The sequence below is a fragment of the Endobacter medicaginis genome, assembly GCF_014192375.1.
GTDB classification, from domain to species: Bacteria; Pseudomonadota; Alphaproteobacteria; order Acetobacterales; family Acetobacteraceae; genus Endobacter; species Endobacter medicaginis.
Window position 1 is genome coordinate 87,284 of record NZ_JACHXV010000006.1, and the last position, 24,280, is coordinate 111,563.

Annotated in this window: 21 protein-coding genes; 7 read left to right on the plus strand and 14 right to left on the minus strand. The window is 69.5% G+C overall.

All coding sequences use genetic code 11. The features are described 5' to 3' along the window. Window positions 1–33 precede the first annotated feature (33 nt). Window positions 34–1,020: a retropepsin-like aspartic protease gene (locus tag FHR90_RS09630; RefSeq protein ID WP_176622596.1), complete on the minus strand. Its 987-nt coding sequence runs from the start codon at window positions 1,018–1,020 to the stop codon at window positions 34–36. Between the two features lie 77 nt (window positions 1,021–1,097). On the opposite strand from FHR90_RS09630, the gene FHR90_RS09635 reads away from it, so the two are divergent. Next, a complete protein-coding gene (locus FHR90_RS09635) occupies window positions 1,098–1,568 on the plus strand; it encodes a hypothetical protein (RefSeq protein WP_176622595.1) in 471 nt (156 codons plus the stop codon). Window positions 1,569–1,605: 37 nt separating this feature from the next. Here the strand turns inward: FHR90_RS09635 and FHR90_RS09640 are convergent, their stop codons facing one another. From FHR90_RS09640 to FHR90_RS09655, 4 genes are read right to left on the minus strand one after another with little or no spacing between them, the layout of a single operon-like run. Beyond that, window positions 1,606–2,142 (minus strand): hypothetical protein, encoded by a 537-nt coding sequence (locus tag FHR90_RS09640; protein ID WP_176622593.1) that lies wholly within the window; start codon window positions 2,140–2,142, stop codon window positions 1,606–1,608. Window positions 2,143–2,191: 49 nt separating this feature from the next. Further along, entirely contained in the window at window positions 2,192–3,556 is a 1,365-nt protein-coding gene (locus tag FHR90_RS09645; RefSeq protein WP_176622591.1) for an ABC1 kinase family protein, read from the minus strand. Window position 3,557: 1 nt separating this feature from the next. Beyond that, entirely contained in the window at window positions 3,558–5,372 is a 1,815-nt protein-coding gene (locus FHR90_RS09650) for a M3 family oligoendopeptidase (RefSeq protein WP_246330163.1), read from the minus strand. Window positions 5,373–5,399: 27 nt separating this feature from the next. After that, a complete protein-coding gene (locus FHR90_RS09655) occupies window positions 5,400–6,419 on the minus strand; it encodes a ferritin-like domain-containing protein (protein ID WP_246330164.1) in 1,020 nt (339 codons plus the stop codon). A 321-nt stretch (window positions 6,420–6,740) separates the two neighbouring features. Between FHR90_RS09655 and FHR90_RS09660 the strand changes: the two genes are divergently transcribed. Beyond that, window positions 6,741–9,101, plus strand: coding sequence for a putative bifunctional diguanylate cyclase/phosphodiesterase (locus FHR90_RS09660; protein WP_176622586.1), 2,361 nt, complete (start codon window positions 6,741–6,743; stop codon window positions 9,099–9,101). Here the strand turns inward: FHR90_RS09660 and FHR90_RS09665 are convergent. Together FHR90_RS09665 and FHR90_RS09670 are read right to left on the minus strand one after the other, a co-directional pair. Further along, a complete protein-coding gene (locus FHR90_RS09665) occupies window positions 9,076–10,734 on the minus strand; it encodes an inorganic phosphate transporter (RefSeq protein ID WP_183275136.1) in 1,659 nt (552 codons plus the stop codon). The two genes, FHR90_RS09660 and FHR90_RS09665, sit on opposite strands and share 26 nt — an antisense overlap. A 43-nt stretch (window positions 10,735–10,777) precedes the next feature. Next, window positions 10,778–11,653, minus strand: a complete 876-nt coding sequence (locus FHR90_RS09670) for a diacylglycerol/lipid kinase family protein (protein ID WP_176624249.1) — start codon at window positions 11,651–11,653, stop codon at window positions 10,778–10,780. Between the two features lie 164 nt (window positions 11,654–11,817). Here FHR90_RS09670 and FHR90_RS09675 point away from each other — a divergent pair, with 164 nt between their 5' ends. Genes FHR90_RS09675 through FHR90_RS09690 form a run of 4 tightly spaced genes read left to right on the plus strand, consistent with a single transcriptional unit; the run spans window position 11,818 to window position 14,619 of the window. Continuing rightward, window positions 11,818–12,645, plus strand: coding sequence for a UDP-2,3-diacylglucosamine diphosphatase (locus FHR90_RS09675; protein ID WP_176624251.1), 828 nt, complete (start codon window positions 11,818–11,820; stop codon window positions 12,643–12,645). Then, window positions 12,645–13,739: a glycosyltransferase family 4 protein gene (locus tag FHR90_RS09680; RefSeq protein ID WP_176624253.1), complete on the plus strand. Its 1,095-nt coding sequence runs from the start codon at window positions 12,645–12,647 to the stop codon at window positions 13,737–13,739. The genes FHR90_RS09675 and FHR90_RS09680 overlap by 1 nt, the downstream gene beginning before the upstream one ends. Window positions 13,740–13,777: 38 nt before the next feature. Continuing rightward, window positions 13,778–14,200, plus strand: coding sequence for a hypothetical protein (locus FHR90_RS09685; RefSeq protein WP_176624255.1), 423 nt, complete (start codon window positions 13,778–13,780; stop codon window positions 14,198–14,200). Then, window positions 14,197–14,619, plus strand: coding sequence for a hypothetical protein (locus tag FHR90_RS09690; protein WP_176624256.1), 423 nt, complete (start codon window positions 14,197–14,199; stop codon window positions 14,617–14,619). Before FHR90_RS09685 ends, FHR90_RS09690 begins: the two co-directional genes overlap by 4 nt. A 476-nt stretch (window positions 14,620–15,095) precedes the next feature. On the opposite strand, the gene FHR90_RS09695 is transcribed toward FHR90_RS09690, so the two are convergent. The 5 genes from FHR90_RS09695 to FHR90_RS09715 all read right to left on the minus strand — a co-directional run bounded on the left by FHR90_RS09695 (window position 15,096) and on the right by FHR90_RS09715 (window position 21,669). Then, window positions 15,096–16,826, minus strand: a complete 1,731-nt coding sequence (locus FHR90_RS09695; protein WP_183275137.1) for a fatty acyl-AMP ligase — start codon at window positions 16,824–16,826, stop codon at window positions 15,096–15,098. Then, window positions 16,826–17,557, minus strand: coding sequence for an NTP transferase domain-containing protein (locus FHR90_RS09700; protein ID WP_246330165.1), 732 nt, complete (start codon window positions 17,555–17,557; stop codon window positions 16,826–16,828). Before FHR90_RS09700 ends, FHR90_RS09695 begins: the two co-directional genes overlap by 1 nt. A gap of 68 nt (window positions 17,558–17,625) precedes the next feature. After that, the gene (locus FHR90_RS09705) at window positions 17,626–18,411 is read right to left on the minus strand and encodes a sterol desaturase family protein (RefSeq protein ID WP_183275138.1); all 786 of its coding nucleotides are present in this window, start codon (window positions 18,409–18,411) and stop codon (window positions 17,626–17,628) included. A gap of 42 nt (window positions 18,412–18,453) precedes the next feature. Next, a complete protein-coding gene (locus FHR90_RS09710) occupies window positions 18,454–19,857 on the minus strand; it encodes an oligosaccharide flippase family protein (protein WP_183275139.1) in 1,404 nt (467 codons plus the stop codon). 96 nt (window positions 19,858–19,953) lie between these two features. Next, complete coding sequence (locus FHR90_RS09715) at window positions 19,954–21,669, minus strand: thiamine pyrophosphate-dependent enzyme (RefSeq protein WP_176625136.1); 1,716 nt, start codon at window positions 21,667–21,669, stop codon at window positions 19,954–19,956. Window positions 21,670–21,813: 144 nt separating this feature from the next. Here FHR90_RS09715 and FHR90_RS09720 point away from each other — a divergent pair, with 144 nt between their 5' ends. Continuing rightward, window positions 21,814–22,983, plus strand: a complete 1,170-nt coding sequence (locus FHR90_RS09720; protein ID WP_176625138.1) for a glycosyltransferase family protein — start codon at window positions 21,814–21,816, stop codon at window positions 22,981–22,983. 3 nt (window positions 22,984–22,986) lie between these two features. On the opposite strand, the gene FHR90_RS09725 is transcribed toward FHR90_RS09720, so the two are convergent. Together FHR90_RS09725 and FHR90_RS09730 are read right to left on the minus strand one after the other, a co-directional pair. Next, entirely contained in the window at window positions 22,987–23,193 is a 207-nt protein-coding gene (locus FHR90_RS09725; RefSeq protein WP_176625140.1) for a hypothetical protein, read from the minus strand. Then, window positions 23,190–24,275 carry a glycosyltransferase family 4 protein gene (locus tag FHR90_RS09730; RefSeq protein WP_246330166.1) on the minus strand — a complete coding sequence of 362 codons (1,086 nt, stop codon included), beginning with the start codon at window positions 24,273–24,275 and terminating at the stop codon, window positions 23,190–23,192. Before FHR90_RS09730 ends, FHR90_RS09725 begins: the two co-directional genes overlap by 4 nt. Between the last annotated feature and the right edge of the window lie 5 nt (window positions 24,276–24,280).

Sequence of the window (24,280 nt, forward strand, 5' to 3'; positions counted from 1 at the left end):
CGCACAACCACCCGCGCGTCCAGTTGGGCCGGCCTACTGCACGGCTGCGTGCGCCACCCGTGTCTCGTTGAAATGCAGCCCCGTCGGTGGCGGCGCATGGTCGGTCAGCAGATGGAACCAGAACTGCCCGGCCTCGAAATCGAACACCGCCTCGCCACGCGCGAAGATGTCGAGGCCGAGCATGACCTGATCGACCCCGTCCTCGACATCGAATGCGACATCGTGCAGCCGCGTCTCGCCGATGGCGAGCAGCGCCACCCGCTCCCGCCGGCCACGCACCCGGGCGCCATACTCGGTGCGCACCGAATGGCCACCCTCGTCCGCGACCCCGAGCCCGGCGGCAAGCGGAGTCGGGATCACGCTCACCGGCAGGTCCGGCTCCAGCACGGCGCGCACCGCATGGCCGTTGACCGACACCATCACGCTGAGCAGGTCGCGCCGCATCTGCATCGGGCTGCCGTCCAGCAGCCGCCGATAGGCGGGGCAACGCGGCTTGCGCAGCACCGCCAGCACCACGCGCCGGCGCGGAATGTCGAGATCGACCACCGCATCGTCCACCAGCGCGTCGCGGCCCACGACGCCGATGATCGGCCGGCCATCGACGCTGCGCGTCTCGCGCCCCGGCAGCACCAGCCCGTCGATCGGCGCCGGCTCCAGCGGGCCGATGGCGAAATCGCGCAGATGGGTGTCCCACACCGTATTGTAGCCGCCATCCTGGGTCTGGAGATCGGTCGTGCGGCCGTGCGGAAACCACAGCCCACCATTGCGTCGGAACAGCACCGGAGCAAAGCCGGGCGAAAAGAACATCGCCGCCGGCTGACCATGCAGGGTGACTGCGACCAGCGGCGAGTCGCCCGGACCGCCGAGCAGCGGGATCTGGGTTCCGGCCAGCATGCAGGGCGCCTCGCCCGGCGCGGTGGTGGCCCGCACCGCGGATACGTCCGGCTCCGTGCAGCCACATGCCAGCAAGGACAGACCCAGCACACCGAGTCTCGACAGCAGGACAGGCAGGGCACTCATCACGCGCAGTCGGGCACAGCGCCGGCGCGGCGGCAACCCGGTTTGCATCGGCGGCGGGCCGGGCCCATGCTGCCCGCATGCGGGACCGCCGCCTCCTGACGCATGGGCTGCTGCCCTGGCTGCTGACGCTTGCCGGATGCACCGCGCCACAGGCTCCGGTGCTCGGCGACTGGCGCGGCTATCAGCGCGCCCTGGGCTACGATTTTGCGCGCAGCACCGAACTGATTCTCGACGGCCGGCCGGGCGATACCGAAGGTCGCTACCGGTTGCTCACCCGCAGCAGCCAGCCGGCCTTCGGCGACCGCAGCGACGACGTCCGCTGGAGCGATCGCTGGCAGATTCGCCGGCATCGTCTCGCAGATGGCCGTACCCTGACCCTGGTGCACCTGTCCGAGGTGCCGGCAGCGCTGCTCGCAGACTATATCTGGACCGATCGCAACGTGCTCGTGCCGGTCGTCGATCCCGGCCATCCCGACCTCTCCCCGGCCGCACTGCGCACCGCACTTTATCCGCTGCCACGCGACACGTTCGGCTACGGACGCCTGTAGCCGCCCGCAGCCCGGCATGCTGACGACACGGCGGGTCTCAGGGCAGCGGTAGATAGGCCTGGAGACCCCGCCGATCCTCGGTGCTGGCGGTGTTCCACATGCAGGCCTGCACCAGCCCGATCGCGTCAGACAGCCCGTCGGTCGGAATGCTCATTGCCGGCGACGGCGCCCCGGCCAGGGTGAGTTCGAAATGGTCGCCGGTCTGGACTTTCGCCAGCACGGCCTTGGCCTCCGGCCAGCCCAGCCGCACCAGCAGCGCATTGCCCCGGCCGACCGCTTCTCCCTGCCAGAGCACATCCTGTGCACGGCCCAGAAGAACGCGCTGATGGCGCTGATCGAAGCGCTCCCAGCCCGGCGCGCTGGCCGCGAACACGGTGTGCCCGTTATACAAACCGTTGATGCCGAACGTGGCGTTGTGCACCGGGTCGATGGCGACCGCCTCGCACACCTGACCGTGGGAGACGTCGCGGCCCGTCTGCACGGTCCACGCGCCTCGCGTGGTGCGGGTGAGCGTCTGGGCCGAGGCAGCCTGCACGCAGACAGCAGCAAGACACAGGACAAACCAGATCCTCATCACCGCCCCCGCCACCCGCGCTTCGTGGCGGTCAACGCCAGTGTCCGTCTCAGGTTGCGCCGAGCGGCGGCGGCACCTGCGCGGCAGCGAGTGCCGCGGTCTGGCGCGCGGCAAGCTCCGCCTCGTCGAACCCCTCGATCAGCTCGTGGAACATGCGCGACCAGTTCAGCTCGGCGCGCAGGCGCAGGAAGGTGCTGCCGAGACCGATCGCCGAGCGGTCCATCAGCACGAACTCGCGCGGCGGCTTGATCCCCCCCGTGCGCTTGAGCCCGGCATGAACCTTCTCGGCCACCGCACGCCCGAACTGCGGATCGTCGTTCTCCTGGATGCGGCGGACGCGATCGTCGAGCAGCGGCTCGTAGAGGAAGCGTCCCCATTCGTTGAGCACGTCCATCTTCTCGCGCGACAGATCGGTGAATCCCCAGTCGAGATAGGCCTGGTGGGCGCGTTCGTCGTCACTGTCCCGGATGGCGCAGAACAGGTCGATCACGCCTCGGATGAACCGCGGCGGGAAGATGCGGATGGCGCCGAAATCGAGCAGGTTGAGACCGTCATCGGCCCGCACCTGGAAATTGCCCATATGCGGGTCGCCATGCACCACGCCGTAGCGATACAGCGGCACATACCAGCCGGTGAACAGCGCGCGCGCAATGGCATTGCGGCTGTCGGGCGACGGGTCCTCGGCCAGACGCGCGCTCAGCGACTGCCCGTCCAGCCAGCGCATGGTCAGCAACCGCCCGGTGGACAGCGCCTCGAACGGCTCCGGCACGCTCACCTGCGGATGGTCGGCCAGCATCAGCCGATACAGGCGCAGATGCGCGGCCTCGCGGCGGTAGTCCAGCTCCTCGCGCAGGCGCTCGGAGAGTTCCTTGTAGATCTCGTCGTGCTGGATGGCATTGTCCATGCGGTGATAGATCGACATCGCTACCCGGAGCTGGCGCAGATCGGCCTCCACCGTGCTCGGCATGTCGGGATACTGGAGCTTGCAGGCCAGATCGGTGCCGTCCGCCAGTCTGGCGCGATGCACCTGACCGAGCGAGGCGGCGGCGGCGGCCTCATGCCCGAACTGCGCGAATTTTCCCGGCCAGTCGGGCCCGAGCTCGCTGGTCATGCGGCGGCGCACGAACGACCAGCCCATCGGCGGCGCGTTGGCCTGGAGCTGGGCGAGTTCGGCGGCGTATTCCGGCGGCAGCGCGTCGGGAATGGTGGAAAGAAGCTGGGCCACCTTCATCAGCGGGCCCTTGAGGCCGCCGAGCACCGCGCGCAGATCGTCGGCATGGGCGGCGCGGTCGGTCTTCAGTCCGATACGCTCGCCGGCGATGCGGGCGGCGATGCCGCCCACCGCGCCGGAGGTGCGGGCGAAGCGGCGCAGCTCGCCGAACACGGAGCCGCGCGAGAAATTCTTCTCCGCCATGTCAGGAAAAGCTCTCCGCCTCGAGCTCGTCGATGAACCCGGAGATCACGTCGAGCCCCTTGCGCCAGAAGGCCGGATCGGAGGCATCCAGTCCGAACGGCGCGAGCAGTTCGCGGTGGCGCAGCGTGCCACCGGCGCGCAGCATGTCGAGATATTTTGCCTCGAACCCCTCATGCCCCGACGCATACACACCGTAGAGCGCATTCACCAGGCAGTCGCCGAACGCATAGGCATAGACATAGAACGGCGAGTGGACGAAGTGCGGCACATAGGCCCAGAAGACGTCGTATTCGGGCGAGAACTCGAAGGCCGGCCCCAGGCTTTCGGTCTGCACCTGACGCCACAGCGCGCCGATCCGCTCCGGCAGCAGCTCACCCTTGCGACGCTCCTCGTGCACCAGCGTCTCGAACTGGTAGAACGCCACCTGGCGAACCACGGTATTGATCATGTCCTCGACCTTGGCCGCCAGCATCAGCCGCCGCCGTGCCGGATCGGTCTCGGCATCGAGCAGCGCGCGGAAGGTCAGCATCTCGCCGAACACCGACGCCGTCTCGGCGAGCGTCAGCGGCGTGCCCGACATGAAATACCCCTGGCTGCGCGCCAGCAACTGGTGCACGCCATGGCCGAGCTCATGCGCGAGCGTCATCACGTCGCGCTTGCGGCCATGATAGTTCATCAGGATGTAAGGATGCACCGACGGCACGGTCGGATGGGCGAACGCGCCGCCCGACTTGCCCGGCCTCAAGGCCGCGTCGATCCAGGCATGGTCGAAGAAGTGCTGCACCAGTCCGCCGAGCTCCGGCGAGAAGCCGCCATAAGCGCCCAGCACATGGTCGCGCGCCGCACTCCACGAGATCGGCGCGTCGCCATCGCCCGGCAGCGGGGCGTTGCGATCCCAATGCTGGAGCTTGTCGAGGCCGAGCCAGCGCGCCTTCATGCCGTAGTAACGGTGCGACAGGCGGGGATAATCGGCGCGCACGGCGGCGACCAGCGCATCCACCACCTCGTCCTCGACCATGTTGCCGCGATTGCGCGCCGAGGTCGGGCGCGGATAGCCGCGCCAGCCATCGACGATTTCCTTGTCCTTGGCGAGCGTGTTGGTGATCAGCGAGAAGGTCTTGATCTGGGCGGCGAACGCCTCGCCCACCGCATGCCCCGCCGCCTCGCGCCTCGCACGGTCCTTGTCGGACAGTCGGTTGAGCGCATCGTTGACGGTCAGCTTCTCGTCGCCGATGCGCACCCGCATGCCGGCGACAGTCTCGTCGAACAGCCGCTGCCAGGCGGCCGCGCCAGTGACGGATTTCTCGTGCAGAACACGCTCGATCTCGTCGGAAAGCTGGTGCGGGCGGAACACCCGCAGGTCGCGCAGGAACGGCGCCCAGTGCGCCAGTGCCGGTTCGGCGAGCTTGGCCTCAAGCGTGGCGTCATCGAGCTTGTTGAGCTCCAGCGAGAAGCCCAGCAGATAGGTGCTGATCGATGTCACCCGTTCCGTGATCTGCTGGTAGAACTGGCCATTCTCGGGATTCTCGTTGTCGGACGAGAAGGTGAGCTGCGCATAGGAGCCGGCGCGGCCGAGGATTTCCTCGATGCGCTCGTACTGGGCGATCGCTGCGGCGAGCTCCACGCCTGACAGCTCCGCGAGCCGGCCGGTGGTACGTTCTGCAAATGCCTTCGCATCGCGTTCGGCGGCATCGAGATCGTCGCGCAGCGCGGCACTGTCGGGGCCCGGATAGAGGTCGCCGAGATCCCAGCTCGGCAGCTGCGCGGAGTCACCGCCACGTTCGGCGTCACGCACCGGGCTGGGAATGTGGCGCATCGTCATGGTCCTCTCGTTGTCCCTGTGTCAGGCGGCGGCGGGCGCGCGACGGCGGCGCAGTGCACGTCGCTCGGCGGCCTGCTGCTTTTCGGCCTTGCTGCGGATGAAGCGGCGGGCAAAGCGCACCAGGTTCGGCATGGTGGTCGGCCGCAGCAGACGCGGATCGTAGCCGGAAAAGCGACGGTCGTTCTCCGACAGGCACAGATCCATCAGCTCGGCGACATCGATCTCCTCGTCGGAAACCGATTTCGACCCGGTGACGGTGAAGTTGTTGTCGTGCCCCTCTGCCGCCCCCTGGGCATCGCCCATGCCGCGGGCAAGCCCCATGCGCTCGAGGCCGAGGAACACCCACACCGCGGCCACCCGCGCCTCGAACCACGGCCGCCGCCACAGGGGCATGCGGCGACGGTGCCAGGCCAGCCAGTTGGCGAACAGCAGGATATGGCGGCACTCCTCCTGCATCACCGGCTCGAAGGTCTCCACCAGCTCGGCCGGAAAGAAACCGGACCGCTCGGCGAGCGCGAACAGCCCGAAGGCAAAGAAGCTGTCGATGCACTCGCTGTAGCCGGTGATCATGTAGGCGAGCTCGGGATCGCTCGGCTCGTGGTACTCGGGCTCCGGCTCCAGCTTGATTCCGTAGGCCTCGACCAGCCGCGACAGCACCTCCTTGTGGCGCCCCTCCTCCCAGCCGTTGAGCCCGATCGCCCCGGCCAGCTCCGGATCGGCGAGCGAGCGCGCATAGGCCGCCATGCGCAGCCGCGCCTTGCCTTCGGTCTGCACGGCGATGTCCCAGATCGGCAGCGACGTGACCTTCTCGAGCGTCTCCGCGTCGAGCTTCGGCCAGTCGATCACCGACGGCTTGTAGGGGTTGAAGGTCTCGTGAAACATCCGGCACATGGCGCGGCGATGCGCGTCGCTGCCCGGCCGCAGACGCCCGATCTCGCTGCTCGACCAGTGCCGCGCTGCCCGGTCGGCTGCCGCCACCTCGGCCGCATCCGGCAGGCGTGCGGCACCGATCGCGACCTGGGTATCGGGCAGGGTATCCATTGACGTCACCATTCCTTGCGTGGCCGGCAGCCGGCCATCATCGTCGCCCAGCCTAAACCCTGCCGCCCGGACTGCCTATCGTGCGATGCCGGCTGCGAAACCCCTTGCACCGACCATGCATATGAGTGGATGAAGCGGACATCGCCACAGGACCGAGAGTTTTTTCGGAACACCCGCTGATCCGGACCCCGTTGCTGTGGCCACGAGGTCGTAAAATTGAGACGATGTCATTGAATTTAAAACCGGCGGGAGACCGCCACATGGTGTCGCAAGCAACCGTCGGCGGCTGGCCGGCCCCGACGCGTGGTCACGTCCGCGATCATGGCTGACACCTTTCACAGTTCGCGGGCGGAGGGAGCGCCGCCGGACCGTCGGCTTGTCGAGCAGGCCAATGCCGGACTCCTGGGCGAGACCGCGCAGCTCACGATGATGGTCACGCCGTCCTATCTGCTGACCACGCTTGCGACGGCCGTGCTGTTCAGGGGCGGCTCCTCGGCCGCCTACCTGATCGGGCTCAACGTCACGATGGCGATCCTCGTCGCAATTGCGCTGATCGCCGCCAACCACTACCGACGCCTGACCCGCCTGCCATCTGGAACACCCCCCGTATTGCGAGGACTGCGCCGGGGATTTGTGTTCTTCCGCACCCTCAGCGCCGCGTTCGGCCTCACCTGGGCGTCGATCCCGGCCGTGCTCTTCGACAGCACCTCCGTCGGATACGATCTCGTCGTGGTCGGGATCGCGACCGGCGTCATCGCCTACACCTACGTCATCGGCACGATCCTGCACGCGTCGAGCCTGTTCATCGCACCGATCGTCTGCGGCAGCTTCTTCGGCCTGGCCCATTGCCCGCAACCGTTCGGCCTGTATCTCGCCATCCTGCTGGTTCTCTACGCCGCCCTGGTGGCCACATTCACGCACCGCCTCAGCGTGCTCGCCTTCCAGCGCGAGCTGAGCAAGGCGACCGTCCTCGTCCAGAACGAGACCATCGGCCTGCTGCTGCGCGATTTTCACTTCGAGGCGAGCGACTGGTTGTGGGAGACCGACGAGCGCGGCCGCCTCAGCATCGCGCCGGACCGCATGGCCGCAATGCTCGGCGCGCCGGTTGCCGCATTGCCGGAAGACACCACGCTGACCGGATTGCTGGCCGCCGCAGCGACGGATGCGGCCGCAACGGCGCCGATCGTGACGGCGATGGCACTCCGCCAGCCCTTCTCGGATGTCGCGCTCGAGCTTCGCACCGCGCTCGGCGAGCTGCGCTGGTGGCGCCTGTCCGGCCGCCCCGCCGGCGACCGGGACGGCCCCTTCACCGGCTATCGCGGCGTCGGCTCCGACATCACCCAGATGCGGCGCGACGAGGAGCGGATCGGCTATCTCGCCAGCCACGACACGCTGACGGCGATGCCGAACCGCTCGTCGTTCCTCGATGCGATGGAAGTGGCCTGCCACGCCTGCGCCACCCGGCCCTTCGCCCTGCTCTACGTCGATCTCGACGGCTTCAAGGCCGTCAATGACAGCCACGGCCACACGCTGGGCGACCATCTGCTGACCGCGGTGGCGAACCGGCTGCGCGAGCTCGACCCGGCCTGCGCCGCCTATCGCCTCGGCGGCGACGAGTTCGCCCTCATCCTCCCCATCACCTGCGCCCGGGAGGCGGAACGCCTGGCAGACGGCACCCTCGCGGCACTCGGCCAGCCCTTCGCCATCGACGGGCTCAGCCTCACGGTCGGCGCCTCGGTCGGCATCGCCCTCGCGCCCGCCGATGCCGACGATCCCGCCAGCCTGCTGCATCGCGCGGATCTCGCCCTGTACGGCGCCAGGACGGGCGGCAAGGGCCGGTGGGCGCGATTCGATCCGGCGCTCGAAACCCGTGTGCACCGCCGACGCATGCTCGACGGCGCGATGCGCGAGGCGCTCGCCTGCGACCGTCTCGACCTGCACTACCAGCCGATCGTCGACATCCAGACCGGGCACATCGTCGGCGCGGAGGCGCTGCTGCGCTTTTACCTGCCCGGCGAGGGGTGGGTCACCCCGTCGGAGCTCATCCCGATCGCCGAGGCGACCGGCTTCGTCCGCGAGATCGGCCGATGGGCGCTGATGCGCGCCTGCCGGGACATGAGCGCGTGGCCGGACCTCGGCATTGCGGTCAACATCTCGCCGATCCACTTCCGCCAGCCGGACTTCTGCGACGAGGTGAGCCACGTGCTCGACGCCACCGCCATCGAGCCTTGCCGGCTCGAGATCGAGGTGACGGAATCGATGCTGATGGAGAGCGGCCCGGCGATCACCGGCACCGTCGAGCGGCTGCGCGCCCTGGGGGTGAGGATCGCGCTCGACGATTTCGGCACCGGCTATGCGTCGCTGAGCTATCTGCGACAGTTCACCTTCGACAAGATCAAGATCGACCGCGCCTTCGTCATCGGCATCGACCGCGATCCGGAGATCGCCGCGATCGTCGGCGCGATCCACACCATGGCGGACGCGCTGCACCTGTCGGTCACCGTCGAGGGCGTCGAGACCCACGCGCAGCTCCAGGCGCTGCGCGCGCTGTCCCACGGCACCGTGCAGGGTTTCCATATCGGCCAGGCGCGGCCGATCGCCGCGTTCGCCGACCTGCTGGACGCGGCCACCATCGCCGCCGCCGTGCGGCCGGCCGTCACATCACCTGTCGGAATGCCGTGAACAGACCGCCCGCGAGCAGCATCGCCACCGGCAGGGTCAGCACCCAGGCGAGTGCCATGTTGCGCAGCGTCGAGCCCTGCAGACCCGCCCCGGCCGCCGCCATGGTGCCGGCGACACCGCTCGACAGCACATGGGTGGTGGAGACCGGCATGCCGAAATTGTCGGCGAGCCCGATCGTGCCCATCGCCACCAGCTCGGCGGTCGCACCCTGTGCGTAGGTGAGGTGCTTCTTGCCGATCCGCTCGCCCACCGTCTGCACGATCCGCTTCCAGCCGACCATGGTGCCCAGGCCAAGGGCGATCGCCACCGCCACCTTCACCCAGACGGGGATGAAACGAGTGCCGTTCTCCAGGCCCCCGCGGAACGATTTCAGCGTGCCGAGCTCGCCGGCGGTGAAGGCCGCACCGGAGCCCGGCAGCTTGCGGACCGTTTCAGAGGCCAGATACATGTCATTGCGCATGTTCGGCACCGTCTCGGCCGGCAGATGCGCGATCGAGCCGTAGCTTCTGACCTGATCCTCGATCTCGTGCGCGAGGGCGGCCGCGGCGGCGAATGTCTGGGGCGCATCCAGCGCGGGCCTGGGGGCCTCGCCCTCGCCGCCGGTCTTGAGCGCGTCGGCGATGGTCTCGCGCGCCCGCGCCGCGTCTGGCAGGGCCTGGCCCTGCGCGTGGGCCAGCAGCACCTTCTCGGCCGCCTCGGTATGGGCGATGAAGGCCGGCACCGCGCTGTCGGGCACGGCGCGATTGAGCGCGAACGCCGTGGGGGCCGCGCCGATCAGGATCAGCATGATCAGGCCCATGCCCTTCTGGCCGTCGTTGGAACCGTGCGTGAAGGACACGCCGGTGCAGGTGGCGATCAGCAGGCCGCGGATCCAGCCCGGCGGCGGCCGCTCGCCATGCGGCTCGGCATAGAGGCTCGGGATCTTCACCAGCGCGCGCAGCACCAGCAGCAGCACCGCCGAGGCGACGAAGCCGATCAGGGGGCTGAGCAGCAGCGAGTAGATCACCTTCTTCGCCTGATCCCACGGCACCGAGGCGGTCGGCACGCCGGCCGGGGCGAGGAGCTGGTTCGCCAGGCCCACACCGAGGATCGAGCCGATCAGCGCGTGACTCGAGCTGTTGGGGATACCGAACGCCCAGGTGACCAGATTCCAGATGATCGCCGCCAGCAGCAGCGCGAAGATCATCGCCGTGCCGCCATGTCCGCCGGCGTTGAGCACCAGATCGAACGGCAGCAGGGTGACGATCGAATAGGCCACCGCACCGGTCGACGTCAGCACGCCGAGGAAGTTGAACAGTCCCGACCACACCACCGCGATCGTCGGCGGCAGCGAGCGGGTATAGATCACGGTCGCCACCGCATTGGCGGTGTCGTGGAAACCGTTGACGAACTCGAAGCCCAGCGCAATCGCCAGCGCGATGCCCAGCAGCACCAGCGCCGAGGTGGCGATCGGCGCCTGGCCGGACGAGGCGATGGCGGCATGGATGCCATGCACCAGATAGGCGAGCCCCGCCAGCAGCACGGCGAGGAACACCCATTTTCCGCCCGGGATCCGATGTCGACTGCTCAGCGGGTGGTTGTGTGCGCCTCGCGCCTGGCGGGCAGGCAGGGCGTTGGCGGCGATTTCGGACATCGTCGGCTCCGTCGGGATTGGGGCGTTATGTCAGCGGCAGGGGTCAGGCGGCAACGAGAACGTCGATCGGGGCGGCGCCATCGGTGATCCGCAACGGCGTCGCCCCGGCGGCATCGCCATCGGCCTGGGCAGGCAGTCCGGCGCGCGCATCGATCACCACCTCGTGCGCGCGGATGCGACGGATGCCGGGGATCCGGGTCATCAGGTCGAGCGGCAGCGCGGCGCCATAGGCCAGTGCCGCGCCACGCCCCGAGCGCTCGAACATCACCACCGCGAAACCCGGCGCCGACGGATCGGCCTCGGGGGCGAGCCGGTAGGGTCCGCCATAGCGGCACCCCTTGGCGACGATCACGCTGCCGGCGGTGAACTCGCGCCCGTCGGCGCGCAGTGCGATCGGCTCGAAATCGTAGCGCGGCAGCTCGCGCAGCGTCTGCCAGACATAGGCGCCCTTGCCGAGCACGCGCTTGACCGGCCGCGAGACGTGATGAACCACGTGCGCATCGAATCCCACCCCGAGCATCTGCACGAACAGCCGCCGTCCGGCATCGGATTCGCACAGTCCCGGCCACAGCCGACGCGCCCGGCCGCCAGCCAGCATCGCCGCCACCGCCTTGGGTGTCGACGGCAGGCCGAGCTCGGCGGCGAGCACATTGGCGGTTCCGAGCGGGATGATGCCGAGCCGGGTTGAGGTTCCTGCGAGCCCGGCCGCGACCTCGGCGACCGTACCGTCACCGCCGGCTGCCACCACCAGCCGCCCCCGCTCCGTCTCGGCCGCCTCGCGGGCGATCCCGGCAGCATGGCCCTCATGGCGGGTTTCCACCACGTCGAGCCGCACGCCGTGGCCGATCAGCAGGTCGAGCACCGACCACAGCCGGCGCACGCGACGACGGCCGGCTGTCGGGTTGTAGATCACAAGCATGCGCCATCTATGGACCGCCACCCGCCGTTTGATGATGACAGTTGTGTGGCATCACCAAAACGTCACGTTTCTTCATCATTACTTTCGCTATGAGCGGCGCTGCCGGCCGGGAATTGTCCGATTCCAGTTCTCAACCACGGGTCGGCAAGACAGGAGGCAGGGAAATGGGGTTCGATCCGCTCGCGCTGTCAGCCACCCGCTACCGCACCGTGTTCCTGTCCGACACGCATCTCGGCACCCGTGGCTGTCGCAGCGACTTCCTTGCCGATTTTCTCTCCCGCGTGCAGTGCGACACGCTCTATCTGGTCGGCGACATCGTCGATGGCTGGCGGCTGCGCAAGAGCTGGTACTGGGACGAGCATCACGACGCCGTGCTGCGCCGCATCCTCAAGCTGGCCCGGTCCGGCACCGAGGTATTCTACCTGCCCGGCAATCATGACGAGATGTTCCGCAAGTGGATGCCGCTGGACATCGCCGGCATCAAGCTGCGCGACGAGGCGGTGCACACCACTGCCGATGGCCGCCGCCTGCTGGTGGTGCATGGCGACGCATTCGATTCCGTGGTGCGCTACGCCCGCGTCCTCGCCCTGCTCGGCGACAGCGCCTACACCTTCGCGCTGGCCGCCAACCGCTGGTTCAACCTCGCCCGCCGCCGTCTCGGCCTGCCATACTGGTCGCTGTCGGCCTGGCTGAAGCGGCAGGTCAAGGAAGCCGTCAAGGCAATCGACCGTTTCGAGACCGCACTCGCCTCCGAGGCGCGCCGGCGCGGGCTCGACGGCGTGGTCTGCGGCCATATCCATCATCCGGAGATGCGCGTGGTGGACGGCATCGAATACATCAATGACGGCGACTGGGTGGAAAGCTGCACCGCGCTGGTGGAGCACGAGGATGGCCGTCTCGAACTGATCGACTGGGCCGAGCGCAACCGACTGTCCTTCGTCGCTCGCCGCCGTCCGGCAGCACCGCTCGCCGCCCAAGCGCAGGCTGCCTGATGCTCGACGTCATCGCCCCCGCGCCCTATCGGATCGCCATCGTCTCCGACGCCTGGAAACCGCAGATCAACGGCGTCGTGCGCACGCTCGACACGGTGGCGGGGCAACTGCGCGCCATGGGCCACGTGGTGGAGGTGTTCGGCCCCGACCGCTTCCGCACCCTCCCCTGCCCGACCTATCCCGACATCCGCCTGTCGCTCGCGCCGCGGCGGCGGCTCTCCACACTACTGGAAGGGTTCGCGCCGGATGCGGTGCATATCGCGACCGAAGGTCCGCTGGGCCTGGCCGCGCGCGGCTGGGCGCGCCGGCGCCGGCGCCGCTTCACCACCTCGTTCCATACCCTGTTTCCCGAGTACATCCACGCCCGCACCGGCTTCCCGGTCGCCCTTTCCTACGCCTGGATGCGCCGCTTCCACGCGCCCGCCGAAACCACCATGGTCGCCACTGCCTCGCTGCGCGCCGACCTGACGCGACGCGGCTTCGGCCACCTGTCGGCCTGGTCGCGCGGTGTGGATCTCGCCCGCTTCACCCCCGAGCCGCGACGCGACTGGCCGGCGGAAGGCCTCGCCCGCCCGGTCTTCGCCTATGTCGGGCGCGTGGCGGTGGAGAAGAACATCGAGGCATTCCTCGACCTCGACCTGCCCGGCTCCAAGGTCGTGGTCGGCGGCGGTCCGCAGCTCGCCGGTCTCAAGGCGAAATATCCCGGCGTGCGTTTCACCGGCTCGCTGTCCGATGGCGCGCTCGCTGCCGCCTATGCAGGCGCGGACGTGTTCGTGTTTCCGTCGAAAACCGACACGTTCGGCCTGGTGGTGCTGGAATCGCTCGCCTGCGGCACGCCTGTCGCCTGTTACGACACGCCCGGGCCGGCCGACACGCTCTCGGCTGCGACCGAGCATGTCGGCGCCTATCGCGACGACCTGCGCGAGGCCTGCCTCGCCGCACTCACCGCCGACCGCGCCGCCTGCCGGCGCTTCGCCGAGGGCTATTCCTGGCGGGCCTGTGCCGAGACCTTCCTCAGCCTGCTGACCTGGGCCTCGGGCGAGGTGGACGCGCCGCGGCGTGCCGAGGTTGCCACGGAGCAGGCGCTGGCGTAGTGCGGTCGGGCTGCCTGACACGGAAGGTGACCCCGCGCTTGTCCCCCTATCGAGACGACGACCGTCCTTCGCGGCCTTCCTCTGCGCGCAGTCCTCTCTCCAGCCGGCTTGGCGCCGGTGGCCGCATCGCGCTCTGGGGCACGGCGCATTTCTGTTTCTACCTGGTCCAGCAGGTTGCCGAACTCGCTGCCCCGGTGCTGCTGGTGCTGGGCGCGGGCTGGTGGGCACTGCCGCATCTGCTCGGTATGGCCAGCCATGGCGCGGCCAGCGTCGATACGGCATCCGCCGATTCGGGCCAGGTGCACGACATGCTGGCCACCGCCAGCCATGCCATTCCGGCATCGATCGATCTCGGCGGGCATGTGTTCACCGCCGGCGGCCTGATCTTCGACGGCATCCTGCTGATGGCGCTTGCTGCCGCCTGCTCGACGGTCGCCGCCATCGCCGCGCGCGAGATTTGAGCGTCCGCCCGCCCCTGCTCGCCGGCCTGCTACTGCTCGCCGGCTGCACGATCGACGACCCCAATGTCGATCCCGGCGAAGGCAACCCTGCCGCGACCGCGATGTTCAACGGCACCTACAACGGCAGCGTCGCCATGGGCGACACCCCCGACCCGCGCTGCGCCGCCGGCACCGGGCCGATCACGCTGCATGTCGAGAACGGCATCGTGCGCCTGCACCACCACCACGCGAAACACGAGATGACCGGCCCGCTGACCGCAGACGGCCGCTTCGTCCTCGGCGGCCCCAATACCAGCCGCCTGCTCGCCGGCACCATCACCGGCTCCACCCTGCTCGGCACCGAGACGGTCACCTCCGGCCGCATGAACGCCCAGGCCGGACTGACCTGCAGCTATACCATTCACGCCACCCGCTCCTGAGCGGCGGGGCGGACTGCGCCTGGAGGGGCCATCTGGCGCGCGTTTGCTGCGCTTCGGTGCTCACGGCCATGAAGGCCGCTCCGCGCCGATGCTCGCAAGCCTCACGCCATCTGACCCCTCCAGCCCCAGTCCGCACGACTTTTGCCGGTCCGGGCATGCACCGTCTGGGCTCGTTGGGGACTGCGCCCGGCACGGCCATCTCGCGCGCGTACTGCGTTTCGGTGCTCACGGCCATGAAGGCCGCTCCGCGCCGATGCTCGCAGGCCTCACGCCATCTGACCCCTCCAGACACAGTCCGCACGACTTTTTCCGGTCCGGGCATGCACCGTCTGGGGCCCGTTGGGGAGGAGTGTGTCCGGGATGGTCAGTTGAGGTATGCGTGCGAGAGCCGGAGCGGAGCGGCCTTGATGGCCGTGAGCACCGGAAGCAAAGCACGCGCGCGCGAGATGGCCGTGCCGGGCGCAGTCCCCGACGGGCTAGGCGGCGCGTTCGATGGCGGGGAGCAGGGTCCCCGTCAGATAGCGCTGGCGGGCGGCGGTGCGGCTGAGCTTGCCCGACGAGGTGTAGGGCAGTGCACCGGGGGGCAGCAGGACCACGCGGCCGGCGATGCCGTGCTGGGCGCGCAGCGCGCCGGCGATGGTGCGCTCGAGTTCCTCGGCCGCACCCGCGGACGGGCGCGCCTCGGCGGCGATGACCACCACCTCCTCGCCCTCGTCCTCGATCGAGAAGGCGGCGATCTTGCCCGAGCGGATTTCGGGCACGGCCTGCTCGACCGACCATTCGAGATCCTGCGGCCAGATGTTGCGGCCGTTGATGATGATGAGATCCTTCGCGCGACCGGTGATGACGAGCTGGCCGGCGAGGCGGTAACCGAGATCGCCGGTATCGAGCCAGCCCTCGGGCGACAGGATGGCGGCGGTCTCCTCGGGACGGCCGTCGTAACCGGCCATCAGGCTGGGGCCGCGGGCGTAGATGCGGCCGATGCGCCGTTCGCCGAGCGGACGGCCCTCGGCATCGCGGATCTCCAGCTCGGTGCCGGGGATCGGCGTGCCGCACAGCACCACCTTGCGGCGCCGGCGGCTCGCACCGTGTGCCACGACGGCGATCTCGTCATGCTCCATGCGATCGACATCGATCTCGTCGACCTCCAGCCCCTGGCCCTCGGGGGTGAAGGTGAGCGCGAGCGTTGCCTCGGCCATGCCGTAGCTGGGCACGAAGGCGCGCGGATCGAAACCGTGCCCGGCGAAGATCGCGCTGAAACGGCGCAGCACCTCGGGACGGATCATGTCGCCGCCGATGCCGGCGACGCGCCAGCAGGACAGGTCGAGACCCAGGGCTGCGACCTGCTCGGCGCGTCGGATACACAGCTCGTAGCCGAAGGAGGGGCTGTAGGAGATGGTGGCGCGGCGGTCGGAAATCAGCGACAGCCACAGCTGCGGGCGGCGCGCGAAATCCTGGGTGGCGAGGAAATCCACCGTGATCTGCCCGCCCAACGAGGCGAGCAGGAAGCCGACCAGACCCATGTCGTGATACAGCGGCAGCCACGACATTGCCCGGTCGCCGGGCCGGATGCGCAGGCCATGGCTCAGGATGCCGGCGACATTGGCCATCAGCGCCTTCTGCAGCACCGCAACACCGGCCGGCGAGCGGGTACTGCCGGACGAGAACTGCAGATAGGCGAGATCGTCGGGACCGGCCACGGGCAACGCCTCGGTGGACGGCTCGACGGCGGCAAGCGAAGCGACGGTGCCGCACAGGCGCAGGCCCATGCTCTCGGCGACCGGCTCGAACCAGGCGGCGACGGTGGCCGGCGCGAGCAACACGGAGGCGCGCGAGTCGATGGCGAGCTTGCCGATATGGGCCAGATAGGCCTGGCGACCGCCGAGGGCGGCCGGCAGCGGCACCGGTGCCGGAACCAGCCCGGCATAGAGGCAGGCGAAGAAGGCGCGCACGAAATCCGGGCTGGTCTCCGCCACCAACGCGACGCGCGCACCCCGGCCGAGACCGAGACCGAGCAGCCGGCGGGCGAGGTCGAGCGAATCGTCGCGGAGCTGGCGGTAGGACAGCGAGGCGCCGAGGTTGCCGCGCACGTCATAGAAGTCGAGCCCGGTCTCGCCGGTGGCGGCGTAGTCGAGGGCTGCGAGGATGGTCGGGAAGTCGCCCTTGCGCTGGGGGATCGAGTTGCCGGAAGGCAGAGGCAGCGACATCAGGCGTGCTCCAGGGAAGATTCGACCAGGGGTTCGAGCAGGGTTTGGACCAGGGCGAGATCGGCCGGCTTGTCGACATCGACGGCGGCGCGTGCGAACGGCAGGTCGATGGCGGCGAGACGGGCCCCGGCGCGACGGCCGAGCCGGCGCAGGATGGTGGCGAGGGTGGCGCGGCGGCTGGCATAGAGCAGCAGCGTGACCGGCCCGGCGAGCAGCGCCATCCGCCACGGCGATTTGCGCCGCGCTTCGAGACGCTGCCAGAAGGCGACGGCGTTCGACGCCGTCGGGGTAGAGAGCAGGAACAGGTTGCAGCCGGAATAGTCGCCATCAGCGAAACGCAGCCAGGTGCGCCGGGTCTGCGGCAGCTCGCGGCGGATGATCTCGGCGCGCGCAAGGCCGGCGGCGGCGTCCGCGCCCGCCGGCAGCCCGGCGACGAAGCTCTCGACCATCTCGGCGGTGAGCAGCGGATGGTCGGCGGTGGTGACCAGCAGCGGTGCACCGGTCTCGGCGAGGATCGCGCCCACCGTGCGGGCCGGGGTGGCCTCAGCCTCGCGCAGCACGATGCGGTCTGTCTCGGGCAGGACGGCGCGCAGCGCCTCGACCTGCTGCGCGGCGATCACGATGCGGCCGACCGAGGGGCTGGCGCGCAGGGCGGCGACCACGCGGGCGATCATCGGCGTACCCGCGATCTCGATCAGCGCCTTGAGCGCGACGCCGTGCGCACGGGCCATCCCGTCGTCTCCTGGCCGCTGCCCGGCCAGGACCAGGGCGGTGAGGCCGCTTGTCACAGGAGCTGGCATCACGTTGACCGCGTGGCCTGGGCTGGGGTGGAGGCGCGCGCCCGGCTCGGCGGCCCGCTGCGCGGGGGCGCGCCCGTCAACCGCGCCACCCAGGGGTAGCGCACCGATTCCGCCAGGTCGTAGCCGAGATCGAACACATGCGCCGAGCGCGGCGTGCCCTTGGGCGAGGCGCGATAGGTGCCGAGGATCTGGTCGAAGGCGAACGAGGTGATGCCGTAATTGCTGCCCTCGTCGTGGAAATGATGAGCGAGATGCAGCTCCTTCATCCGCCGCAGCAGGCGCGAGCGCGGCTTGAAGTTGAGATGCTGCACACAGTGGCAGAACTCGTAGACGCAGGTGGTGGCGAGCCCGGTGGCGACCGCGACCGCCGCAGCCCCTGCCCCGCCGATGAGCCAGCCGATCGGAGCCAGGATGCCGATGATCGTCGGCAGGGTGGTCACCGGCGCGCCGAACAGCACGTCCATCCGGTTGGGATCCTGATGGTGATCGAAATGGATGCGCTTCCACAGGGCCGCCGTCAGACGCGACCGGTAGAGGAACCGCGCGTGCAGGATGTAGCGGTGGATCAGGTACCAGGCCAGCGGATAGGCCAGCAGCGTCACCCCGACCGCGATCGCCGTCTGCAGCCACGACGGATGCAGGTGCACCGCCAGCGCGCAGCAGATCACCGTCAGCGCGACATAGAGATGGACCGCAGGATGGGTGAGGTAGGCAACCCAGAGGTCGCGAAGGGACATCCGGCCGAGATTGAAGCTCCGACCATCGGTCAGCCAACGGTGATACATCATGTTCTCCCGGCCCTCAGATGTTCTCCCCGACCCGACGTGTCAAGAAATATGACGTAATTCGGTCACATTCGCCTGATCCGGCGGGGATTCGGCGCAGGGGGCGCGAGGGTCCTGCCGAGCCGAGTCGCCGGGCGGCATGCGCCGCAGCCAGCGCCGGAAACTGGTCGCCCGCAGCGCGAAGGCACCCGCATCCTGGATCAGGCTGTGCCAGCCCGCGCCCACCAGCCCGGTCAGCGCAAGCAGCAGCGGCAACAGCGGGTAGAGCACGAGATCGGTCAATACCGAGATGCGCACCGAGCGGCCCGGCTTGCCGATCGCCACCAGCCCCGCACTGAGCGGCTTCGCCCCCAGCTTGAGCACGCGCGAGCCGGCCAGCAGCATCAGCAGCTCCGGCTTGGCCGAGAACCCTCGTCCGCCGAGCAGATGCAGGATCGGCCGGCCGAACAGGCCGAACACCGCCAGCAGCGGCACCGAGGCGGCGAGCGCGATCAGCACGCTGCGCCGCACCAGCCGGCCCAGCGAGCCCCATTCGCTGCGCGCCGACTGCCCGGCCAGCGTCGAGAAGATCGCCTGCCCGAGCAGCACCGCCGGCTGCTGGAGCACGTTGCAGGCACGCTGCGACAGCGCGAACAGCCCCGCCGCCTCGGGCCCGAGCATCCAGCCGACGGTCAGCGGGGTGAGGTTCGGGGCGAGGTCCTGGAGCGTCTGGTCGACATTGGCGGCCATGATGAAGCGCAGCAGCCCGTCATTCTCGCCACGCACGCCCCCCGCGGCACCACGGCCGCGGGCCGCCCCGTCCGCCTCCGGCCGCAACCGCCGCAGCACCCACAGGGCCAGCAGCCACATCGAGGCACATTCGGCCAGGGCGGCCGCCAGCCACACCCCGAGGAACCCGGCCAGATGCCAGCCAAGAACCCAGCCGAGCGCGCTGCCGCACAGCCGCACCAGCGGCTGCACGGATTGATGCCAGGCGATCAGGTCGAACCGCCCGGCAATCTGCAGGACGCCCTGCGGCGTGGCGCGCACCCCGGCCAGGGCGGCGAGGCTGAACGGCACGGCCAGCGACACCGCAACCGTCGACCAGCCCAGCCGCGGCCCCACCAGGGGCGCGAGCGTGGCCGCCACCGCCACCGCCACCGCCCCGAAACCAAGTTCCAACCCCGCGGCGAAGCGCAGCAGACGCACCAGCCGGCCGTGATCGCCCTGGGCGCGGGCCTCGGAGCCGTAGCGGACCACGGCATGAAATCCCGACAGCGCGATCAGGTCGCCCACCAGCACGGTATAGCCGCTGATCAGCGTGAGGACGCCGTAGCCCGTGGCACCCAGGCTGCGCGTGATCATCATCAGCGTGCACAGGCTGAGGATCCCAGCCAGCGCCTTGCCGCTCAGCAGCTTGCCGAAATTGCGCAGCACCCGACGCAGGTCCGAGCGCGGCGGGCTCACTGTAGCCGGGTCTGCGATCAGGGTCAGGGTCCGGAAGCTGGGGCTGGGAGCGGCCTGTCTGCGCCCAGCCGACGAGGCTGTCCAGCAACCGGCAATTCAGGTGCGCAGGGCGCCGCCCAGCAGCCCCGCCACCTCGCGCACGCGACCGCCGAGCACGCCCTTGACGGTATAGAGCGCCATGCCGGCGACCTCTGCGGCCTGCACCGTGGGCGGCATCACCAGCTCGTAGCGGTCGGTCACCACATCGAGCAGGGCCGGTCCGGGGGCGGCGAGGAACGCCACCACGGCGGCGTCCAGATCGGCCGGATCCTCGACGCGACGGCTCCACAGTCCGATCGCCGCCGCCACCTTCGCGAAATCCGGATTGACGAGATCGGTGTAGTTGTCGAGCAGGCCCTCGACCTTCTGCTCGAGCTCGACGAAGTTCAGCGAGCCATTGTTGAACACCACCACCTTGACCGGCAGCTTCTCCTGGATGACCGTCAGCAGGTCGCCCAGCAGCATGCTCAGCCCGCCATCGCCCGACAGCGAGATCACCTGCCGTCCGGGAAAGGCCGCCTGCGCGCCCAGCGCCTGCGGCATCGCGTTGGCCATCGTGCCGTGACTGAGGCTGGTGAGCGTGCGGTTGTGGCCATTGGCCGGGACATGGCGCAGCAGCCAGACCATCGGCGAGCCGCCATCGGCCGTGAAGATCGCGTCACGGTCGGCATGGCGGGCCAGCGTCGCCGTCAGATATTGCGGATGGATCACGCCGCGATGACCCTCCACCGCGCGCTCCTCGAGCTTGTGCTGGGCGCGGGCCGCATGATCGAGCGCTTCGTCGAGAAAGCCGCGATCGGTGCGCGCCTGCAGACGCGGCAGCAGCGCCTCGATCGTGGCCGCGACATCGCCCGACACCCCCAGATCGATCGGATGGCGGCGGCCCAGATGGGTCGGATCGAGGTCGAGCTGGATGATCCTCGCCTTCGACGGGTAGAACTGTGTCCAGGCGAAATCGCAGCCCAGCAGCAGCAGGGTGTCGCACGACGACACCGCATGCAGCCCGCCCTGGGTGCCGATCATGCCGGTCATGCCGACGTCGAACGGATTGTCGTGTTCGAGGAAATCCTTGGCGCGCGAGGTCCGCGCGACCGGCGCCTTGAGCACATCGGCGAGCCGGACCACCTGGTCATGCGCATGCTCGCAGCCCGAGCCCCCATAGATCGTGACCCGCCCGGCGGAATTGAGCATCTCCGCCATCACATCGAGCTCGTCGGCCCGCGGAATGCTGACCGGCCGGGCGAAATGGGTGCGGTAGTCGAGATCGGTCTCGGCCTTGGCGCTGAAGATGTCGGCCGGCACGATCAGCACTGCCACGCCACGTCGCGCCACCGCCGCCTGGGCGGCCATGACCGTCATGCGCTGCGCCTGGGCCGGCGTACGGATCTCCTCGCAGAAAACGGTGCCGGCCCTGTAGACGGAGCGGAAATCCACCTCCTGCGGGAACTCGAAGCCAAGCTGGTCACGCATGATCTGGCTGGCGATCAGCAGCACCGGAGCGCGGTTGCGGTTGCTCTCCCACAATCCATTGATGAAGTGCAGGCTGCCCGGTCCGCAGGAGCCGGCACACAGCGTCAGCCGGTCGGCGAGCAGCGCCTCGGCGCCCGCGGCAAAGGCGCCGACTTCCTCGTGCCGGACATGCACGAACCGGATCGCGCTCGCATGCAGCGCGTCGGTGAAATGGTTCAGCGTATCGCCTGGCACGCCGTAGCAGCGCTGCACACCCGCACCGGCCAGGGTCTCGACCATCATCTGGGCGACATTGCGACTCATGATAACCCCTTCTTTGGTTAGTTCACCGAACTCATTAATGTCTTCGGACCCTGTCCTGTCGCTTCAGGATCACGTGAGAAGCATGACACCGCGTTTATCCGCCCGAGGTTGCGTTGCGCCGCGTCTGCCCGCATCGCAGGCGCGATGAAGATCGGTTTCCTCTTCAACCACGACCAGCTCCACCAGGTTGCACACAGCCTGCCGGTGGCCGCCTCCCTCGCGCGGCTGCACCCGGAGCATGAGATCCGGCTGCTGGCGACGAGTGCCGCACTGGAGGCGGAGATCGCGCGCCTGCAGCGGCGGCTGGGCGCCACGGTACCGGTCGAGCGGCTCGAACTGCGCCATCCGCTGACCCGCGCGCTGGCCGCAGCACTCGATGGGCTGCTGCCGATCCGCAAGCTCGGCATCTATGGCGACCAGCTCGAACGGTTCCGCGCGCTCGATGCGCTGGTGGTGGCGGAGAAGACGTCGGCGATCCTGCACACCCGTTACCGGCTCGACCGGCTGGTGCTGATCCACACCCGCCACGGCGCCGGCGACCGCGCCAACGGCTTCAACCGCGCCAGCGCGCGATTCGATCACGTGCTGGCCGCCGGGGAGAAGATCCGTGCCCGGCTGATCGCCGATGCGGGCGTGCCGGCCGACCGCATCTCGGTCGTCGGCTACCCGAAATTCGATCTTCCGCCCGCGCCATCCCTGCGCGAGCGCCTGTTCGCCGACCCGTCAAGACCGGTGGTGCTCTACAACCCGCATCCCTCGCCGAAACTGTCGTCATGGTATCGCGACGGGCGGCGCGTTCTGGACTGGTTCGTGGCCAACCCGCACCTCAACCTGATCTTCGCGCCGCATGTGATGCTGTTCGCGCGGCGCGCCGTGCTGTCGATCGACCCGCCGGGCCTGGCTCTGACCGGCCGCATCGCCCGCGCGGTGCGTGACGCACCCAATATCCACGTCGACCTCGGCAGCCCGTCGAGCACCGACATGAGCTACACCAACGCCGCCGATCTGTATCTCGGCGACGTCAGCTCGCAGGTCTACGAGTTCCTGCGCACGCCCCGCCCGTGCCTGTTCATCGACAGCCACCGCACCGCCTGGCGCGACAGCCGCGACTACCGGCACTGGCAGGCCGGCGAGGTGATCGAGGGTGCTGCCGCCCTCGGCCCCGCCCTCGACCGCGCGTTTGCCTTGCATGGGGACTGGCGGCCGGCGCAGGAGAGACTGTTCGCCGCCAGCTTCGACCTGACCGAGACGCCGTCTTCGGAACGTGCGGCGGAGGCGGTGCACCGTGCAGCGCTCAGGGGCGCCCTGCCCTGAGGGTCAGGAGGGCGGCGGGAGCTGCGAAAGACTGTCGAGCCGCCGGAAGCCGACGGTCGAACCCTCGATGCAGGTCTGGCCAGCGATGCGAGCGGCATGCGCAGCCGCTGCCAGCGAACCCACGCCGCTGGCGATGTTGAGAAACGTCCGCCCGCGATCGGGATCGGCGATGGTGTTGACGGAGGCGAGCGGGTGGACGCGGCGGTTCAACCGGCGCCGCGCAACCGCGCGACGATCGCCGCGCCCGTGTCGGCAAATGCCGCGGCACTGGCGCGTTCCAGCACCCGCGTCCGCCCCGCCTCGCCCATCGCCGCCAGATGCTCCGGCCGGCCGAGCAGGCCGGCGAGCGCCGCCGCGAGCGCGACGGGATCGCCGGGCGGAACCAGCGCGCCGGTCGCGCCCGGGATGATCGAATGTGGAAGCTCGCCGACCGACGAAGCCAGCACCGGCACTCCGGCGGCCATCGCCTCATGCGCGCCGACGCAGAAGCCTTCCGAGCGCGACGGCTGCACATACAGATGCAGCCCGGCGAGGAAGCCGCGCGTGTCCTCGACAAAGCCCGCGAAGCGGAGGTTGCGTACGCCGCGCACGGTGGCGAGGGATTGCAGGGCGGCGCGCTGCTCGCCATCGCCGCCGATCACCACCTCGAACGGGGTCGCGCCGTCAGCGAGCCGGGCCAGGGCCTCGATCAGCAGGTCATAGCCCTTCACCGGATGCAGCCGGCCGAGACTGCCGACGCGCACCACCTCGCCCGGGCGCCAGGGCGCCGCGCGGGGCGCATCCGGGTCGGCGGCAAAGATCGGCCAGCACACCAGGCGCTCATACGGCACGCCGAGCCGCACATGGGTGAGCTCGAACACCTGTTGCGAATCGGCGATCCACAGCGTGCTCAGACGCCGGGTGGCGCGCAGCAGAAGGCGGTTGGCGGGCCTGAGCCAGGCGGCGTGCTGCCAGCTCACGACGGGCAGGCCGCGCCGCAGCCCGACGAGCTGGCCGAGCAGGGTCGCGCGGCTCAGCGAGGTCCACAGATGGGTGGGGCGAAGGTCGGCGATCTCGGCATCGAGCCAGCGCAGGGCGGCGAGATGATCGCCGCGGCCGCCGGGGCGCACGCGCAGCTCGAACCCGGCCGCCTCGATCGGACCCGCCGCGCGCCCGTCGCGGCGGGTCAGCGCGAGAATTCGCACCTCCGCGCCGTTGTCGCGCAGCACCGCGCAGATGCGCGGCACCGGAAACGCCGCCCCGCCGCCCTCGACGGAATTGATGACATAGGCGATCCGCAGGCCCGGCTGCATCGGCG

Bases quoted from the DNA above. Each gene is read 5' to 3' on its own strand.
- FHR90_RS09680 (WP_176624253.1), top strand. From the start codon at position 12,645: ATGCTCGACGTCATCGCCCCCGCGCCCTATCGGATCGCCATCGTCTCC.
- FHR90_RS09635 (WP_176622595.1), top strand. From the start codon at position 1,098: ATGCGGGACCGCCGCCTCCTGACGCATGGGCTGCTGCCCTGGCTGCTG.
- FHR90_RS09630 (WP_176622596.1), bottom strand. From the start codon at position 1,020: ATGAGTGCCCTGCCTGTCCTGCTGTCGAGACTCGGTGTGCTGGGTCTG.
- FHR90_RS09670 (WP_176624249.1), bottom strand. From the start codon at position 11,653: ATGCTTGTGATCTACAACCCGACAGCCGGCCGTCGTCGCGTGCGCCGG.
- FHR90_RS09705 (WP_183275138.1), bottom strand. From the start codon at position 18,411: ATGTATCACCGTTGGCTGACCGATGGTCGGAGCTTCAATCTCGGCCGG.
- FHR90_RS09695 (WP_183275137.1), bottom strand. From the start codon at position 16,826: ATGTCGCTGCCTCTGCCTTCCGGCAACTCGATCCCCCAGCGCAAGGGC.
- FHR90_RS09645 (WP_176622591.1), bottom strand. From the start codon at position 3,556: ATGGCGGAGAAGAATTTCTCGCGCGGCTCCGTGTTCGGCGAGCTGCGC.
- FHR90_RS09665 (WP_183275136.1), bottom strand. From the start codon at position 10,734: ATGTCCGAAATCGCCGCCAACGCCCTGCCTGCCCGCCAGGCGCGAGGC.
- FHR90_RS09675 (WP_176624251.1), top strand. From the start codon at position 11,818: ATGGGGTTCGATCCGCTCGCGCTGTCAGCCACCCGCTACCGCACCGTG.
- FHR90_RS09730 (WP_246330166.1), bottom strand. From the start codon at position 24,275: ATGCAGCCGGGCCTGCGGATCGCCTATGTCATCAATTCCGTCGAGGGC.
- FHR90_RS09720 (WP_176625138.1), top strand. From the start codon at position 21,814: ATGAAGATCGGTTTCCTCTTCAACCACGACCAGCTCCACCAGGTTGCA.
- FHR90_RS09660 (WP_176622586.1), top strand. From the start codon at position 6,741: ATGGCTGACACCTTTCACAGTTCGCGGGCGGAGGGAGCGCCGCCGGAC.
- FHR90_RS09650 (WP_246330163.1), bottom strand. From the start codon at position 5,372: ATGCGCCACATTCCCAGCCCGGTGCGTGACGCCGAACGTGGCGGTGAC.
- FHR90_RS09640 (WP_176622593.1), bottom strand. From the start codon at position 2,142: ATGAGGATCTGGTTTGTCCTGTGTCTTGCTGCTGTCTGCGTGCAGGCT.
- FHR90_RS09715 (WP_176625136.1), bottom strand. From the start codon at position 21,669: ATGAGTCGCAATGTCGCCCAGATGATGGTCGAGACCCTGGCCGGTGCG.
- FHR90_RS09700 (WP_246330165.1), bottom strand. From the start codon at position 17,557: ATGGCCCGTGCGCACGGCGTCGCGCTCAAGGCGCTGATCGAGATCGCG.
- FHR90_RS09655 (WP_246330164.1), bottom strand. From the start codon at position 6,419: ATGGATACCCTGCCCGATACCCAGGTCGCGATCGGTGCCGCACGCCTG.